Below are 17383 nucleotides of genomic sequence, written 5' to 3'. Positions count from 1 at the left end.
CCTCACACCCTTTTTCCGCACGGAGGTGCGCAGCATGGACACTTCACGATCCACCGGCGCGAGGAGCGCGGTTCTCTTCCCGGGGCAGGGCGGGTTCGACGGCGCGGCGCTGCGCCGGGCCGCCGCGCGGCACCCGCGCGTCGGCGCCGTCTTCTCGCGCCTCGACGGCGTGACCGAGGAACTGTTCTCGCGCCGGATCTCCGACCTGGTGCTCGGCGCCCGCGAGACCGAGCTGAAGGACCTGCTCGACAGCGACCCGTGGGCCTCCCAGATCGCCATCTACGGCGCCGGGCTCGCCGCGTTCGAGATCCTGCGGGAACGCGGCCTGCGCCCCGACGTCCTGGCAGGCCACAGCCTCGGCGAGATCACCGCGCTGGTCGCGGCGGGCGCCTTCTCGCCCGAGGACGGCGCGCGGATCGTCGCCTCCCGCGTCACCGTGATCCAGCGGCACGGCGGCGTGGCGGGCCGCATGGTCGCCCTGACCACCGGCGCCGGCCGCACCCGGCAGATCCTCGACCTGCTGGGCGACCCGGGCCTCGCCGTCGCCACCGAGAACCACGACGAGCAGACGGTCGTCAGCGGCCCGGCCGACGCGCTGGACAAGGTGGTGGCCATCGCCAGGCAACTGGGCGTGGGCGCCGCCGAGATCGACACGCCCTTCCCGTTCCACAACCCCGCCCTCTCGCCCGCCGTGCCCGAGTTCGCCGAGCGGGTGCGCGCCCTTGAGCAGCGCCCGCTGGCCCTGCCCGTGTACTCGCCCATCCTCCAGCGCCACTACGAGCCCGGCAGCTCCCTGGCCGACCTGCTCGCCGCGCACTTCACCATGCCGGTGCGGTTCGCCGCCGCCGTGCGGCGGCTGCGCGAGGACGGCGTGACCACGTTCGTCGAGGCCGGCGGGCGGCCCGCCCTGGCCAAGCTGGTGCGGCGGGTCCTCCCCGACGGCGACGTGCGCTCCCTGCCGACGCTCGCGCTCGACGGGCAGGGCGAACTCGCCCTCGACCGCACCCTCGACGTGCTGCGCGAGGCCGGTCTCGCGGCCGGCGGCACCGGCGGCTCGCTCGGCGACCTGCTGGCCCCCGCGGCGCCCGCCGAGGTCTTCACGGCCTACTGGGCCGAACGCGGTCCCGCGCTGCTCGCGCAGATCCGCGACGAGGTGGCGGCGTTCGCCGTCCGGCACGTGCCGCCCGTGGCGGCCCAGGCACCGGCGCCCGTGCCCGCGGCGCCCGTGCCCGCCGAGCCCGCCCCCGCTCCCGCGCCGGTCGCCGAGGAGCAGGGCCAGGCAGGGGCCGCCCCGCAGGACAGGGAGCTGCTGTTCGCCGAACTGCGGGCCCTGTACGCCGACACGCTCGAATACCCGGAAGAGGTCTTCGAGGTCGACGTCCAGCTTGAGGCCGAACTCGGCGTCGACTCCGTCAAGCAGGTCGAACTGCTCTCCCGCGTCTCCCAGCGGTACGGACTGCCGCCCCGCGACCCCGCGTTCCGGGTGTCCGTCTACGACACGATGGGCAAGATCACCGACTTCGTCTGGGAGCACCTGAACGGTCAGCGCACGCCGCAGCCCATACCCGCCGCGGGCTGACGCCCGCCCGCAGCCCCCCACTCACAGGAGCTGTCCCATGAGACCCGCCAAGGATCTGACCGGAAAGGTGGCCCTCGTCACCGGTGGCGCGAAGGGCATCGGCCGGGCGATCGTCCACACCCTCGCCGCGCGCGGAGCCCACGTCGTCCTCAACTACTTCCACTCGCACGACGAGGCCAAGCGGACCAGGGACGAACTCCTGGCCGCGGGCGCGGGCGTCGATCTCGCCCGCGCCTCCGTCACGCGGCAGGAGCAGGTCGACCGGATGTTCGCCGCTGTCGGGGAACGCCACGGGCGCCTCGACATCCTCGTCAACAACGCGGCCAACGGCGCGCTGCTGCCGCTCGACGAGGTGACGGACGAGGACATCGGCAAGGCCATCGACACCAACTACCGGGGCGGGCTGCGCTGCGCCCGCGCGGCGGCGCCCCTGATGGCGGCCGGCGGGGGAGGGGCCATCGTCACCGTCTCGGCCCTCGGCGGCTCCCAGCTGGTGATGGCCAACTACTCGGCCTGCGCCCCCGCCAAGGCCGCGGCCGAGGCGGCCACCCGCTACCTCGCGGTCGAGTACGCGCCGCTCGGCATCCGCGTCAACACGGCGTCGGCGGCGATGCTGACCAGCGAGGTCGCGGACAAGTTCCCGAGGGCGCGCGAGATGCGGGAGACCATCGAGCGCGCGACGCCACTCGGCCGCCTCGGCACGCCCGAGGAGTTCGCCGAGGTCGTCGCGTTCCTGGCCTCCGACGCGGCGAGCTGGATCACCGGCCAGGTCGTCCTGGCCGACGGCGGCCTCTCGCTGGGCGCCGCGCTGCTCTCGCCGCCGCCGCAGGCGCAGGACGCGACGGCCGCCTCGGACGTGCCCGCCACGGCGTCCGTTCCCGCGCCCGCGTCCGCGCCGGTGGTGGCGGCGCCCGCACCGGCTTCCGGCCCCGTTCCCGCGCCCGCCGTGGCGTCCGCGCCTGCTGTGGCGTCCGTTCCGGCGCCCGCACCCGCCGTGGCGTCCGTGCCCGTTCCGGCGCCCGGCCCGGTGGCGGACGCGGGCGGCGACGAGCCCGACGACGACGCGATCGCCGTGGTCGGCATGGGCCTGGCCGTCCCCGGCGCCAACAGCCCCGACGAGTTCTGGCAGTTGCGCCTCACCGGCAAGGAGCTGTTCGTCCGGGTGCCTGAGGACCGCTGGCGGCTGGAGAACTTCGTCTCCGCCGACACCTCGGCCGAGGACAAGTCCTACGCCGACAGCTGCGCGTTCATCACCGACTTCGAGCCCGTGCCAGGCTCCGTCAGCAGCATGCCGGACGACGTGGGCGACCACGAGCTGACCACCAGGTGGCTGCGCCACAGCCTCGTGCAGGCCCTGTCAGGGGTGCGCCGGGCCGAGGGCGACCGGTACTCGTTCGTCGTCGGCTACACCCCCGACGGCAGCCAGCACCTCGAAGAAGCGGGCGTCCTCGACAGCATCACCGGACTGGCCGGCGACATCATCGAGGGGCTGCCGCTGCCCCCCGAGGAGCGGGCGGCCCTGCGCCCCGAGGTGGACGACGCGCTCGGCCGCCGCTACTGGCGCGCCGCGCGGAACCGCTCCCGCTTCCTGCCGCACCGCGTCGGCGAACTCGCCATGGAAGGACTGCTGCCCGAGGGCACCGAGCTGCACATGGTGGACACGGCCTGCTCGTCCTCGCTCTACGCGGTGGACATCGCGGCCAAGGGGCTGCTGATGGGCAAGCAGGACATCGCCGTGTGCGGCGGGGCGTTCGCGCTCGCGCCGCGCGGCACCGTCCTGTTCTCCAAGCTCCAGGGCCTGTCCAAGCGCGGCCGGGTGCACGCGCTCGACGAGGACGCCGACGGCGTCATCTTCGCGGACGGCGCCGCCCTGGTCGTCCTCAAACGGCTCGGCCGGGCCCGCGCGGACGGCGACCGCGTCCTCGGCGTGCTGCGCGCGTTCGGCTCCTCGTCCGACGGCAAGGGCAAGGCGATCTACGCGCCCAGCTCGCGCGGCCAGGCCCTCGCCGTGCGCCGTGCGCTCGGCGTCGAGGGCGACGGCGAGGACGGGTCCGGGCGCGCGCCCGCGTTCGACCACCAGGACGTGCGGTGGGTCAACGCGCACGCGACCGGCACTCCGGCCGGCGACCTGGCCGAGTTCACCACGCTGCGCGAGTACTACGGCGCTGGCCGGACCACGGCCGTCACCTCCAACAAGTCCCTGATCGGGCACACCGGTTGGGCCGCCGGGGTCGTCTCGCTGATCGAGAACCTGCTGGGCATGCGCGAGGAGACGATCCCGGGGCAGTTCCGCCTCGGCACGCCGCGCGAGGACTTCAAGCTCTCCGAGACGACGCTGGAGATCACCCCCGAGCACCAGAAGTGGCCCGCCCTGCCCGACCGGCCGCGCCTGTCGTCCGTCTCCGGCTTCGGCTTCGGCGGCACCAACGCGCACCTCGTCGTCGCCGAGCACCGCGCGGCGCCGTCGCACGCCGCGTCGCACGCCACCTCGAACGCGCCGGCCGCGCCCGCCGCCCCGGCCGCGTCCCTGGTCCCCGACCCGGACAGCCGCATCGCCGTCGTCGGCTGGTCGGCGCACGTGCCGGGCCTTGAGTCCACCGAGGATGTGGCCCGCTGGCTCGACGGCGGCGCCCGCCCGGGCGACACGTTCGGGGACACCTACCCGGCGCCGCCGTTCAGCAAGGTCAGGCTGCCCCCGCGCACCATCCAGGCGCTCGACCGCTGCCAGTTGATGATCCTGGAGTGCGCGCACCGGATGCGGGAGGACATGCCGGAGTTCTGGGCGGCCAACGCCCCCGGCACCGGTGTCTTCGTCGGCCACATGGGGCCCACGCGCGCCGCCATGCAGTACGCCGACCGCAGCTACCTCGACGACATCGAGGAGGCGCTGGCCGGGGTCGGCTCCGCGGCCGTTCCGCAGATCATGGCCGAACTGCGCGAGCGCGTGCGGTCGGTGATCCCGGCCTCGACGGAGGACTCGTTCCCCGGCCAGATGCCCAACATCATCTCGGCCCGCGTGGCGAACTACTTCGACCTGCACGGCCCCAACATGACGATGGACTCCGGGTTCGCCTCGGCGCTCTCCGCCATCACGGCGGCCGGCCGCTACCTGCGCACCGGCGAGCTGGACTTCGCCCTCGCCGGCGGCATCAACGGCAACAGCCTGCCCGCCTACCGCGAGCTGATCGGCGACCTGCTGCCGCCCGAGGCCGACCGGCTCGCCGAGGGCGCCTTCCTGCTCGGCCTCACGACCGAGGCCAAGGCCCGCGCGGCGGGCCTGAAGATCCTCGCGTTCGTCGACGAGCCGCTGCGGGAGGGCGCCGCGCAGGACGCGGCCACGCTGCTGCCCTGCGGCGCGCCCTCGCCCGAGGACGCCCGCTACCTGGGCGCGGCGGGCGCCGTGGCGGCGCTCAGGGCGCTGCGCGCGCCCGCAGGCAGCGTCGTGCGCGTCGCGGTCGACGGCAGCCGCACGGCGGCGGGCGCGGGCATCACCCTGACCGTCGGGCCCGACGCCGTTCCCGCCGCCCCCGCCGCCCCGACGGCGACCGAGGCCGCCCCGAGCGCAGAACGGCCCCCGCTGTCCGCCGCGTTCACCGGCGCGGGGCAGACGGCGCCCGGGCGCCCGTTCGACGTGCGCAGGCACGTGGCCGAGCTGGCGGACACGCCCGCACGCCGGGTCCGCGAACCCGTCCCGTTCCTGCCGCCCGGCGTCGTCGTCCTCACCGACGCACCCGCCGCGCTCGCCGCCGTCACCCCCGAGGACGCGGCCGTCACCGTGCTGTCGACGGTGCCGCTGCCCGCGGCGCGCCCCGGCTGGCACCACCTGCCCGAGGTGACGCAGGCCGCCGTGCGCGAGGCCATCGGCGCCGGCGCGAGGACCCCGGTGCAGCTGCGGGTGCTGAGCGACGTGAGCCGTTCCGCGCCGCCGGAACGCGCCCTCACCGAGCGCCCGCGCGCCCTGATCGCGCTGCACGACGCCGCCTACCTGGCGCTCCAGCACCTGTACGACGACCTCGACACGCCCGGCGCCTCGTTCGTGACGCTGCTGCTCGGCGCCGCGCCCGGCGGCGTGCCGCACCCGGCCACCGGCCTGTTCTCCGGGCTGCTGAAGACCGCGGGTCTCGAACGGCCTGGCTGCCTGGTGTACGGGCTGTTCAGCTCGTCGGCCGACCCGGCCGCGGCCGTCGCGCGCGCCGAGGAGGAGAGCGCGGCGGAACGGGACTTCCCCGTCGTCCACGACATCGACGGCCGCCGCAGGACGCCCGTCCTGCGCACGGAGGAGATCGAGCCGGACACGGGCGCGCCCGCGCGGATCGGCCGCGACTCGGTCGTCGTGGTCGCCGGCGGCGCCCGCGGCATCACCGCCGAGATCGCCAAGGCGCTCGCCGAGCACTTCGGGCCGCGCCTGTACGTGCTGGGCAGCAACGCGCTCGACCGCTACCCGGACGAGGTGTTCGCGGGCACCGACGAGGAGTTCGTCGCGGGCCGCCGCCGCTTCATCGCCGCCGAGCTGGCCCGCCGCGACGGCCGCACGGTCGCCGGCATCAACCGCGACTTCGACCGCCTGCTCAACGCCCGCGCCGCGCGCCGCAACCTGGACGCGATGGCCGCGCACAGCGGCGCCGACCGGGTGACCTACCTGACCTGCGACCTGCGCGACGGCGCCGCGGTGGAGGCCGCGCTCGGCCGCGTCCTGGCCGAGCGGGGGCGCGTCGACCTGCTGATCAACGCGGCCGGGCTGCAACGTTCCGCGCTCATCAAGGACAAGGACTTCGCCGAGTTCACCGCCATCCGCGACCTCAAGCTCGACTCCTACCTCCACCTCAAGCGCGCACTGCGCGCCGCGCCGCCCCGCCTGTGGTGCAACTTCGGCTCCCTGCTCGGCTACTTCGGGCAGCTGGGCGAGGCCGACTACGCGGCGGCCAACGACTTCCTCGCCGCCGCGGCCGGCTGGGCGCAGGCCGGAGGGCACGGAGCGAGCGAGGAGTTCACCCTCGGCTGGACGCTGTGGGGCGACGTCGGCATGGGGGCCGACGAACTGACCAGGACCTACTACGAACGCGCCGGCTCCTACAGCGGCATGGGCGTGCCCGAGGGCGTGTGCCACTTCGTGCAGGAGCTGCACGCGGGCACCCGCCGCCCCTCCGTGGTGCACCTGGGCGACGCGGAACGCGCCACCGTCGAGCGCTTCTACCCCGGCTACCTCGGCGGCCGGCCGGCGGAAGGCCCCGGCTTCTTCCTGCGCCGCCAGGTGTCGTCCGACGCCACCTCGGCCGTCTTCGAATGCTCCTTCGACCTCGCCACCACGGACTCCTACCTCGCGCACCACACCGTGCGCGGCGAGGCCACCCTGCCGGGCACGTTCGTCACCGAACTCGCGGCGGAGGCCGCCAGGCACCTCGTGCCGGGCAAGCGCGTCATCGCCTTCGAGGACGTCACGTTCCAGCACTTCCTGCGCGTCTACCGGGACGGCCCGACGCGGCCCAAGCGCATCCACGCCGAACTGGTCGACCGGGCGGGCGAGGTGACGGCCGTTCAGGTGCGGATCACCGAGGACGTCGTGTCGCCCAAGGGTGTCGTCCTCGTCCGCGACCGGCCGCACTTCCTGGCCCGGGTGCTGCTCGACGACGCGTTCCCCGAGGCGCCGCGCTGGGACCCGTGGGAGTCCGGCGCCGAGACCCCCGTGCCCGACCCGTACCACCTGCCGGGCACGCCGGTCGAGTTGACCGGGCCGTTCCGCTCCACCGCCGAAACACGTCTGCACCCGCGCGGCAAACGGGCCCGCTACACGCCCCGCGTGCCGCTCGACGACCCGGCGTTCTCGCGGTTCACGGTGCCCGCCATCCTGATGGACGGCCTGGCGAGGACCGGCGTCCTCCACCTGGAGGAGGGCCCCGAGGGCCCCCGCATGCCGGTCGCGGCCCCGCTGTCGATCCGCAGGATCGACCTGTACGAGGACACCAGCGACCACGCGCTGGCCCGCGCGGGCGACCCCGTCGAGCTGTACGTGACGCCCCCGGGGTTCGACGCGGGCGACGGCGGCGGCAGCCGGTTCGCCGCCGTCCGGGCGGACGGGCGGCTGCTGCTCCAGATGAAGGACCTGCGGGCCACGCTCATCGGCCACGTCGACGCGGGCGCGGACGCCACGTCCGCCGCCGGGACCCGGGAGGCGGCATGACGACCGCCACGACGCCGGCCGCCGGGGGCACGGACGTCCAGCCCGTGAGCCGCATGGTGTGGCGGCTCACGGGACTGCCCCCGCTGCCCGACCCCGAGACGGACGCCGCGGACCGGCTCGCGGGCCTGCGGGTGCTGCTGGTCAACGGCGACCCGGGCACCGCCGCCGCGGTCGAACGCGAACTCAAGGGCCACGGCGCGCTGGTGCACCGCGGCGCGGGCGGCGCCCCCGCCGACGCCGTCGTCGACCTGGCGATGGACCCGGCACCGGCCGGCGGGCAGCCGGCCGGCGCCTGGGACGAAGCGCTCACCGAGACGGTGGCCGCGCTGCGCGGCGTCTACGAGGACTGGGCCGAGGAGAGCGACGCGCGCCGCCTGTTCTACCTCGCCGTCACCCACCTCGGCGGCGGCATGGGGCAGCACGCGCGGGACGAGCCGGCGCAGCCCCTCGGCGGCATCTGGGCCGGGCTCGCCAAGACGCTGCACCGCGAGTTCCCCAACTGCAACGCCCGCGTCGTCGACGTCGACGACGCGGCCCGCGCCGACCTGCCCGCCGTCATCGCCGCCGAACTGGGCAGGACGGGACCGATCGAGGTCGGCCGCCGCGGGGGCGCCCGCCTCACCCTCACGCCCGTCGAGGCGCCCGTCGGCCCGCCCGCCGTTCCGCTCGGCCCCGGCGACACGGTGCTGATCTCCGGCGGCGCCCGCGGCATCGGCTGGCGCCTGGCCCGCGAACTGGCCGGGCGGGACGGCGCACACGTCGTCGTCACCGGCCGGGAGCCGTTCCCCACCGGCGAGGAACCCTGGTGGGGACTCGACGAGGAGGGCTGGCGCGCGTTCGAGCGCGAGACCTGGCGGCTGCGCGACCCCGGCACCCCGCCGGCGCGCGTGCGCGCCGGACTCGCGCGCACCCGCAGGCAGTGGGAGGTGGCCACGCACCTCACCGCCGCGCGCCGCGAGGGCCTGGCGGTCGAGTACGCGCAGTGCGACATCACCGACCCCGCGCAGGTGCGCGACCTGGTGCGCAGGCACGGCGCGCGGCTCGCCGGAGTGATCCACAACGCGGGCGTCGACAGCGCCGCCCGGCTGCCGCGCACGACCGACGAGGAGATCAGGCGCACCGTCCGCACCAAGATCGACGGGTTCCTCAACCTGTTCGAGGAAGTGCGGCGGCTGCCCCTGCGGTTCTTCTGCTCCGTCGGCTCCCTCACCGGCCGGCTGGGCGGCATGGTCGGCCAACTCGGCTACGCCGCCGCCAACGAAGGGCTCGCCCGCCTCGGCACGTGGGCGGCCCGCCGCGCCGACTTCCCCGTGATGACCCTGGCCTGGCCGACGTGGGACCGGGTCGGCCTCATCGCCAACTTCTCCGCCGCGCTGCGCTACATGCCCGCGCTCGACGTCACCGAGGGACTGGCCAGGTGGCGGGCCGAACTCCTGGCCGGGTCGCGGGGCGAGGTCACGTTCGTCGGCCCGCTCGGCAAGGCGATCGACCCCGGCCAGGCCACCGGATACCCGGTGGTGCCCGCGCTGCCCGGCTACGCCGCCGCGTTCCCCCGCATCTTCCACCTCGGGGCCACGACGGCGTTCACCCCGCACGCCCGGCTCACCACCACCGTCACCTTCGAGCGCGAACGCGTCCCCGTGGCAGGGGACTTCCACGTCGACGGCGTGCCCGCGCTGCCGCTGAGCGTGCTGCTTGAGAGCGCGGCGCGCGGCGCCGAGTGGGTCGTCCCGCAGGACTTCCCCACGCTCCGCCTCAACCGCATCGAGGGCGTCGTCGTGCCGGCGGCCCTGCTGCGCTTCGACCGCTCCCCGCTGCGTCTTGTGCGCGAGGCCGAGGGCGCCCACGAGGGCGACGCGTGGGTGGTGCGCGTGCGGTTCAGGCGCGCGGGCGACGCGGCGGGCGGCGGCCGGGAGGCGAGCGTGCGCCTGGTGTTCGGCGACGGCGCGCCCGCGGTGCCCGCCGCGCTGCCCGACGTGCCGCGCACCACCACGTGGCGTTCCGGCAGCCCCTACCTGCGGTGGCGCTCCACCGTCGTGCCCCTGGGCGTCTGGACGCGCGACGCGTCGGGGCGCCACGTCGCCGAGGTCGCGCCGTGCGCCCCCGGCGACCTGTGGGTGACCCCGCACGAGGTGCCGACCGTGGTGCCCGTGGCCCCGCTGGAGAACCTGCTGCGCCTGTGGGCCGGGCAGGGCGGCCCGCTCTCGGTCACGAGCGACCCGCTCGTCATCGGGCAACTCGCCCTGCACGCCGACCAACGCGGGCCCTGCCGCATCGAGGGCGACGCGGCCGTCGGCGTGTGGCGGGTGACCTGCGCGCACACCGGCGAGCCGGTCATGACGGTCCACGGGCCGCCAGGACCGCTGGGCGGGCCCGCCCCCGGCTGACACCGACCCACCGACCCGCCCGCACGCCCGCCCGCCGGGCACCGCGGGCGACCGCCACCGAGGACCCGCAAGAGCCCCGAAGCACCCCGAAGGAAGGAAAGAGACCATGGCCACTCCCGAGCAGAACCGGGCCACGCTGGAGCGCTACTACGAGGAGTGCCTGAACAAGGGCAACCTCGACGTCATCTACGAGGGCGCGGTCGACGACCACATCAGCCACGGCACCGCGCCCAACGGCCGCTCCGGCGTCGAGCACCTGAAGGAGTGGGTGCGGCTCCAGCGCGCCGCCATGCCGGACCTGCACGTCACCGTCGAGGACTGGATCATCGAGGGCGACAAGGTCGTCAGCCGGTTCACCGCCCGAGGCACCCACACCGGCGAGCCCTACAACGGGCAGATCCCGGCCCGCGGTCGCAAGCTCGAACTCCCCGGCATCGTCATCGACGAGTTCAACGAGGAAGGCAAGATCTTCGAGAGCTGGTTCTCCATCGACGGCTTCGACCTCGCCACGCAGCTGGGCGCGTTCGACGCCCCGGACGCGCCGTGACGGGACCGCGGCAGCGCGGTGCCGGGCGGGACCGCACGCCCCGCCCGGCACCGTCGCCCGTTCTCATCACCGGCTGCTCCTCCGGCATCGGGCGGGCCTGCGCGCTGCGGCTGCACCGCGCCGGGCACACCGTGTACGCCACCGCGCGCGACCCCGGCTCGATCGCGGACCTCGCGGAACGGGGGCTGCGCACCCTGCGCCTCGACGTCACCGATGGTCCCGGCATGCGGGCCGCCGTTGAGGCCGTGGAGGCCGAGCACGGCGCCGTCGGCGTGCTCGTCAACAGCGCCGGCTACGCCCTCTCGGGACCCGTTGAGGAGGCGGAACCCGAGGCCGTGCGGCAGCAGTTCGAGACCAACGTCGTCGGCCCGCACCGGCTCAACCGGCTCGTGCTGCCCGCGATGCGCGCCCGCGGCCGGGGCACCATCGTCAACATCTCCTCCATCTTCGGCCGGTACGGCGTGCCGGGCGCCGGCTTCTACCAGGCGAGCAAGCACGCGCTCGAAGCGATGAGCGACGCGCTGCGCCTGGAAGTCGCCCCGTTCGGCGTCCGCGTGCTGCTCATCGAGCCCGGCCCGGTGCGCAGCACCGAGTTCGGCACCAAGTACGTCGACAACCTCACGTCCTCGGGCCCCGACTACGCCGAGTTCCGCCGGGAGCTGGCCGACTACTTCGACGCCATCTACACCGGCAGGCGCGCCACGCTCGCGGGGGCGTTCGCCCTGCACGCCGACGACGTGGCGCGCGCCGTGCAGAAGGCGATCGCCCCGTCCCGGCTCAACCTGCGCGCCCGGTACCCCGTCGGCTTCCTCGCGCGCAGCACGATCACCCTGCGCCGCCTGGCACCCGACTTCGTTTTCGACAACGTGTTCGCGCGCCGGCAGTTCCCGGTTCCCGCCGGGCCGCGGCGGCGCTCGCGGGCACAGCAAGGAGATCAGCGATGACCACCGTGCGGACCGGCCGCCGGGTGGCCCCGGGCCCCAAGGGCGCCCCGCTCCTCGGCAGCCTCGGCTCGTGGAAGCGGAACACGGCCGACTTCCTGCTCGGGCTCCAGCGCGACTACGGCGAGATCGTGCGCATGCGGCTCGGGCCGATGACCGTGTACCAGGTCACGGAACCCGACGCGGTGCGGCGCGTCCTGGTGCAGAACCACGGCAACTACGTGCGCGGGCCCCTGTACGAGCAGTTCGGCGTCGTCATGGGCAAGGGGCTGCTCACGACCGACGGCGAGTTCTGGCGCGCGCACCGCAGGACCGTGCAGCCGGTGTTCCTGCGCAACGCCGTCCCCGACATCATGCCCAACCTCGTCGAGGCGACCGGCCGCATGCTCGACGAGTGGGAGCGCAAGGCCGCCGCGAACGAGCCGGTCGACCTGATGACCGACATGCTCAAGCTCACCCTCGTCACCCTCAGCGGGTCGCTGTTCGCCCACGACATCGGCCCGTTCACCGAGGAGCTGAAGGACACCGTCGACGACGTCGTCACCGTCATGTTCCGCCGGGGCGTGCCCTCCGAGATGGTGCCCTCGTGGCTGCCGACCGAGCGGAAGCGCAAGATCGCGCAGATCCACCGCGTCTTCGACCGGCTCGTGGCCGAACTGCGCGAGGGCTACGCGAAGACCGGCGAGGGCCCGCTGATGGACCTCATGGAACGGGCCACCGACCCCGACACCGGCAAGCCGTGGACGCACCAGCAGATCAAGGACGAAATCCTCACGATCTACCTGGCCGGGCACGAGACGACGGCCGTCGCCCTGTGCTGGACCCTGCTGTCCATCGCCGAACACCCGCACGTGCAGGAGGAGTTGGACGCCGAGATCGCGGCCGTGCTCGGCGGCGGAACGCCCACGGCCGAGGCCGCCGAGTCCCTGACCTACACCAAGATGGTCATCGACGAAAGCCTCCGCATGCACCCGCCGATCTGGATCTTCCCCCGCGCGGCGGTGGACGCCGACGTGCTCGGCGGCTACGACGTCGAGGCCGGCGCGTCCGTGCTGCTCTCGCCGCTCGTCTCGCACCACAACCCCCGCTGGTGGGACAACCCGATGGCGTTCGACCCCCAGCGCTTCACCCCCGAGGCGGTGAAGGAACGGCCCCGCCTGGCGTACCTGCCGTTCGGCGCGGGACCGCGCCAGTGCGTCGGCAACCTCATGGCGCTGCTCGAACTGCGGGTCATCGTCTCCATGATCAACCAGCGGTTCCGGCTCAGCCGCATCCCCGGCGCCTCCCTCGGCTACGGCTCTCCCGTCATCTCGCTGCGCCCGCTGCACGACGTGCGCGTGACCCCGCACCCGCGCCCCCGGGCCGCGTCCGCCGTCTCCGACCGGGCGGCCGGTTCACCGCCCGCGGCCTGCCCGTTCGGCGGCGACGCGTAACGGCCGCACCCCACCACCCCACCGGAAGGAGCCCGGCGATGCAGCCGCGCGAACCCAGCCGCACCGCCCGCGCCACCGCCACGCTGCGCGCGGCGCACCAGGAACTCGACGGCGGGCGCGTGCTGCGCGACCCGCTGGCCGCCGCCATGCTGGGGCAGGACGGGGAAGAGGTCGGCCGCGACGGCGGGGCCGAGGACAGGTGGCGGGCGTTCCGCCTGTTCGTCGCGGCCCGCGCCCGGTTCGCCGAGGACTGCCTGGCGACCGCGGTGCACCGGCACGGCGTGCGGCAACTGGTCGTGCTGGGCGCGGGACTCGACACCTTCGCCTACCGCAACCCGCACGAGGCGGCGGGCCTGCGGGTGTTCGAGGTGGACCATCCCGCGACGCAGGAGTGGAAACGCCGCCGCCTGGCCGCCGCCGGGATCGCCCCGCCGCCCTCGCTGACGTTCGCGCCGGTCGACTTCGAGCGGACGGACCTGCCCGCCGGGCTGGCGGCGGCCGGCTTCGACCCGGGCCGTCCTGCGTTCTTCAGCTGGCTCGGCGTGGTCGCCTACCTCGACGCGGGAACGGTGCGGTCCGTCCTGGCCTGGATCGCTGCCCTGCCAGGTGGCGCCGAGGTCGTCTTCGACTACACCAAGCCGCCCGCGCTGATGACCCCGCGGCAGCGCGCCGCCCACGAGGCCCGCGCGGCGCTGGTCGCCGCGGCGGGCGAGCCGTTCGTGACCAGCCTCGACCCCGGGGCGCTGGCCGCCGACCTGCGCGCGCTCGGGTTCACGACGTGCGAGGACCTGGGCCCTGGCGAGGCCGTCGGACGCTACCTCGACGACGCCGCCACCGGCGCGAGCGCCGAGCACATGATGCGCGCCGGCCGCCTCGGGGCCGCCTGACCGCGGCGGCTCAGCCGCCGATCCGAGTGAACCGGGTGGGGTCCTCCCCTTCTGGCCCGGTCATGACGGCCTCCTGTCCGCCCTCGGCGACGTCGAAGAAGGCCACGGTGGTGGTGATCCCGCAGTCGAGCGCGAGGCGGAGCACGCCGGCGTCCGCGGGCTCCGCCGTGCCCTCGCACGCGAAACCCAGGTGGGGCGAGGTGGTGACCGCGCCGTTCGCCTCGATGGTCAGCACGAACTCCTCCTCCTGCTCCCCCTGCGGCTCGCCCGCGCCCTCCCCGGCCGGCACCTCGCGCCAGTCCCCAGCCAGTTCCGCGAACGGCCCCTCGGCCTCCGGAGCCGCCGGCGGCGACGGGTCCGTGCCGCCGTCCGCCGCGGAGGGGGACGCGGACGGCGGAGCGGACGCGTCGGGACCGTTCCCCTCGTCGGTCCCGTCGTCTCCGCCCGAGCAGGCGGTGAGCAGGACCAGGGCGAGTAAACCGCCCAGCGGATGCCGTGAGTTCATCGACGGGTGCCTTCCGGATCGGCCGAGGACGCGGGAGGCCAGCGGACCGCAGTGATCTTGCCATGTCAAGCGTCCGCGTCGGCCGCCGCGCCGCCCTCCGCCAGGTTCCGCCGCGTCTCGGCCGCCGCCTCGGCGCGGCCCTGGGCCACGTGGATGGCCAGAGCCTGCTCCCACGCCTCGCGCGCCGCCTCGGGGCGGCCCAGGTCCCGGTAGGTCTCCGCCAGCCGGTCCAGCGTCTCGGCCTCGTCCCTGGCCAGCCCGAGGCCGCGCACCAGGTCGAGGGACCGCAGGTAGTACGCGACGGCGTCCGGCAGCCGCCCGGTGCGGTGCGCGACGAGACCCAGGGTGTCGAGGATGGTCGCCCGCTCGGAGCCGTGGCCCTCCGGGTCCAGCACGCCGAGCGCCTGCTCGCACTGCTCGCGCGCCTCCTCGTAGCGCCCGAGGAGCGTGTACAGCCAGCCCACCGCGTTCCGCTGCATGGCCAGCCAGACGGCGTGCCCGACCTCGCGGTAGAGCCGCAGGGCCTGCCGGGCGTGCCCGAGCGCCGCGTCGAGGTCCCCCCGCTGGTCGAGCACCCAGGCCGTGGTGCGGTGCACGTGCGCCAGGCCCGCCGCGTCGCCCGCCTCCTCGGCCGCCGCCCTGGCCCGCGCCAGGTGCGCGAGCGCCTCCTCGTACCGGCCGGCGACGGCGGCCGTGTGCCCCAGCCGCCAGTCCACGACGATCCGCAGCACCGGCCGCACCGGGAACCGCTCCACGGCCGCCGCCGCCGAACGCCACGCCGCCAGGTACTCCGCCAGGTGGTGCCTGGCCCAGTGGAACGGCAGCAGCGACCAGGCCAGGGCCACGACGTGCTCGGGCAGCCCCAGGTCGAGCGCCGCCTCCTGCGCGGCGAGCAGGCAGTCGTGCTCCGTGCCGAACCACTCCATGGCCGCCTCGACCCCCGACAGCCGCAGCGGCTCGCAGCCCGGCAGGGGCGCCGGCGGCGCGAGCCGGTCCGCGAACGGCGAATCCGCGCCGTCGATCACGCGCCACGCGACGTGCGCCGTCTGCACGTAGAAGTCGATCAGGCGGCGCGGCGCCTCGGCGGCGCCCGGCGCCTCGCGGGCCGTCTCCGCCGCGTAGAGCCGCACCAGGTCGTGCACCCGGAACCGGCCTGGCCTGTGCTGCTGGAGCAGGTGCGCCGCCTCCAACTCCGCGACCACGCGCCGCACCGGCCCCGCCGCGCGCCCGGCCAGGGCCGCGAGCGCGGCCCTGGAGATGTCGGGTGCCGCGGGGGCCGACCCGAGCGCCGCGAGCAGGTCGCGCGCGGGCCCGCTCAACGGCCGCCAGGACGCCCGGAGCACGGTCCGCAGACTCGTCGACAGGTCACCGGTCTCCAACGCGTCGAGGCGTTCGTCCGCGGGACGCAGCTCCCCGGCGAGCAGCGCGAGCGGGAACTCCGGATGCGCGATGGCCCGGGCGGCGACGATGCCCAGCGCGAGGGGCAGCCCCGCGCAGTGCTCGACCAGCGCGTCCACGGCCCGCGCCTCGTCGTCCACGCGCCGCGCGCCGAGGTGCCGGGCCAGCAACTCCCGCGCCGCGTCCGGCGGCAGCATGCCGAGCGGCACCGGCCGCGCCCCGTGCGTGGCGACCAGCGCGTCCATGCGGTTCCTGCTGGTGATGACCGCGACGCAGCCCTGGCCGCCCGGCAGCAGCGGGCGCACCTGCTCCGCGTCCCTGGCGTTGTCCAGCAGGACCAGCAGCCGCTTGCCCGCGACGAGGCTGCGGTACAGGGCCGTTCGCGCGTCCGCGTCGCCCGGCATCCCGTCCGGATCGACGCCCAGCGCCTCAAGGAAACGCCGCAGCACCGCGTGCGGCTCGACCGGCTCCGCGGCCGGGTCGAAACCGCGCAGGTCCGCGTACAGCTGACCGTCGGGGAACCGCGCCAGGTTGTCGTGCGCCCAGCGCAGCGCGAGCCACGTCTTGCCCACACCGCCCGCGCCGCCGACCGTGTGGAGCACGACAGGACGGCCGTGCGCCGTACCCGTGCCCAGCTCGTCACGCTCCCGGTGCCGGCCCACGAACACCGGCGGTGGCGTGGGCAGTTGGCGCGGAACGGCCGCCGTCGCCGACGGCGCGCCGCCCTGGAGGCCGGGCGCGTCGGCGAGGACCCGCTGGTACAGGTCCCGCAGCCCCGGGCCCGGATCGGTGCCCAGCTCCTCCGCGAGTCCGCGCCGCACCCGCTCGTAGTGGGTCAGCGCGTCCGCCGCGCGCCCGCTCCGGTACAGGGCCAGCATCAACTGGCCCGCGAGCCGCTGGTCGAGCTCGCGCTCGGCCACCGCGCCCGCGAGCCGCGGCAGCAGCTCGGCGTGGCGCCCCGCGGCCAGCGCCGCGTCGTTGTGGTCGAGAAACGCGGCCCACCGTTCGTCGTCGAGCACCTGCCGGACGCCGTCGAGCCAGGGCGAGGCGAGGCCGGAGAGCGCCTCGCCCCGCCACAGCCCCAGCGCCTCGCGCCACAGCCCCAGCGCGGCCCCGGGGTCCGCGGTCGCCCTGGCCCGCTCCGCCAGCTCGCGGAACCGGTGCAGGTCGACCTCGGCGCCCCCCGGGGACAGCACGTACCCGCCGGAACGGCGCGTGATCCGGGGGCCGTGCCCCTCCAACGCGCCGCGCAGCCGCGACAGATAGGTGTACAGGGTCTCCCTGGCCCGCCGGGGCAGCTCGTCCCCCCACACCCGGTGCAGCAACTGGTCGGGCGACACCCACTGCTCCGCGTCGACGAGCAGCGCCGCGAGCACGCACCGCTGCCGCGCGTGCCCCAACGGCACGGGGCGCCCTTCGGCCCACACCTCGACCGCACCGAGTAACCGGAACTCCACCACGCTCGTCCCCCCTTGCCCGACGACCCCGGCTGACCTGGCGCGTCGAGGTTTCCGCAAGGTTAGCGAAG

9 protein-coding genes are annotated in these 17383 nt (G+C 75.4%); 7 read left to right on the top strand and 2 right to left on the bottom strand.

The annotated features are described in order from the left end of the window. Positions 1 to 34 precede the first annotated feature (34 nt). From LC193_RS08120 to LC193_RS08090, 7 genes are all read left to right on the top strand, one after another. The gene (locus tag LC193_RS08120; protein WP_226072923.1) at positions 35 to 1579 is read left to right on the top strand and encodes an acyltransferase domain-containing protein; all 1545 of its coding nucleotides are present in this window, start codon (positions 35 to 37) and stop codon (positions 1577 to 1579) included. 37 nt (positions 1580 to 1616) lie between these two features. Next, positions 1617 to 7757, top strand: coding sequence for an SDR family oxidoreductase (locus tag LC193_RS08115; RefSeq protein ID WP_226072921.1), 6141 nt, complete (start codon positions 1617 to 1619; stop codon positions 7755 to 7757). Next, the gene (locus LC193_RS08110; RefSeq protein WP_226072919.1) at positions 7754 to 10144 is read left to right on the top strand and encodes an SDR family NAD(P)-dependent oxidoreductase; all 2391 of its coding nucleotides are present in this window, start codon (positions 7754 to 7756) and stop codon (positions 10142 to 10144) included. The genes LC193_RS08115 and LC193_RS08110 overlap by 4 nt, the downstream gene beginning before the upstream one ends. Positions 10145 to 10250: 106 nt before the next feature. Continuing rightward, the gene (locus LC193_RS08105; protein WP_226072918.1) at positions 10251 to 10691 is read left to right on the top strand and encodes an ester cyclase; all 441 of its coding nucleotides are present in this window, start codon (positions 10251 to 10253) and stop codon (positions 10689 to 10691) included. Next, the gene (locus LC193_RS08100) at positions 10688 to 11635 is read left to right on the top strand and encodes an SDR family oxidoreductase (protein WP_226072917.1); all 948 of its coding nucleotides are present in this window, start codon (positions 10688 to 10690) and stop codon (positions 11633 to 11635) included. The genes LC193_RS08105 and LC193_RS08100 overlap by 4 nt, the downstream gene beginning before the upstream one ends. Then, a complete protein-coding gene (locus LC193_RS08095; RefSeq protein WP_226072916.1) occupies positions 11632 to 13065 on the top strand; it encodes a cytochrome P450 in 1434 nt (477 codons plus the stop codon). Before LC193_RS08100 ends, LC193_RS08095 begins: the two co-directional genes overlap by 4 nt. A gap of 38 nt (positions 13066 to 13103) precedes the next feature. Further along, positions 13104 to 13952, top strand: coding sequence for a class I SAM-dependent methyltransferase (locus tag LC193_RS08090; RefSeq protein WP_226072915.1), 849 nt, complete (start codon positions 13104 to 13106; stop codon positions 13950 to 13952). A gap of 10 nt (positions 13953 to 13962) precedes the next feature. Here the strand turns inward: LC193_RS08090 and LC193_RS08085 are convergent, their stop codons facing one another. Further along, positions 13963 to 14457: a hypothetical protein gene (locus LC193_RS08085; RefSeq protein ID WP_226072914.1), complete on the bottom strand. Its 495-nt coding sequence runs from the start codon at positions 14455 to 14457 to the stop codon at positions 13963 to 13965. A 65-nt stretch (positions 14458 to 14522) separates the two neighbouring features. Continuing rightward, on the bottom strand, positions 14523 to 17315 hold the full coding sequence (locus LC193_RS28935; protein ID WP_264086260.1) for an AfsR/SARP family transcriptional regulator: 2793 nt from the start codon (positions 17313 to 17315) through the stop codon (positions 14523 to 14525). Positions 17316 to 17383 lie beyond the last annotated feature (68 nt).

Origin of the sequence: Streptomyces marincola, from assembly GCF_020410765.1 — a bacterium.
Classification (GTDB): Bacteria; Actinomycetota; Actinomycetes; order Streptomycetales; family Streptomycetaceae; genus Streptomyces; species Streptomyces marincola.
The sequence above is the reverse complement of the archived record's forward strand: the minus strand, read 5'-3'. Positions and strand labels throughout refer to the sequence as shown.

Excerpts from the sequence above, each read along its gene's own strand:
- LC193_RS08120 (WP_226072923.1), top strand. The coding sequence starts at position 35 with ATGGACACTTCACGATCCACCGGCGCGAGGAGCGCGGTTCTCTTCCCG.
- LC193_RS08115 (WP_226072921.1), top strand. The coding sequence starts at position 1,617 with ATGAGACCCGCCAAGGATCTGACCGGAAAGGTGGCCCTCGTCACCGGT.
- LC193_RS08110 (WP_226072919.1), top strand. The coding sequence starts at position 7,754 with ATGACGACCGCCACGACGCCGGCCGCCGGGGGCACGGACGTCCAGCCC.
- LC193_RS08105 (WP_226072918.1), top strand. The coding sequence starts at position 10,251 with ATGGCCACTCCCGAGCAGAACCGGGCCACGCTGGAGCGCTACTACGAG.
- LC193_RS08095 (WP_226072916.1), top strand. The coding sequence starts at position 11,632 with ATGACCACCGTGCGGACCGGCCGCCGGGTGGCCCCGGGCCCCAAGGGC.
- LC193_RS08090 (WP_226072915.1), top strand. The coding sequence starts at position 13,104 with ATGCAGCCGCGCGAACCCAGCCGCACCGCCCGCGCCACCGCCACGCTG.
- LC193_RS08085 (WP_226072914.1), bottom strand. The coding sequence starts at position 14,457 with ATGAACTCACGGCATCCGCTGGGCGGTTTACTCGCCCTGGTCCTGCTC.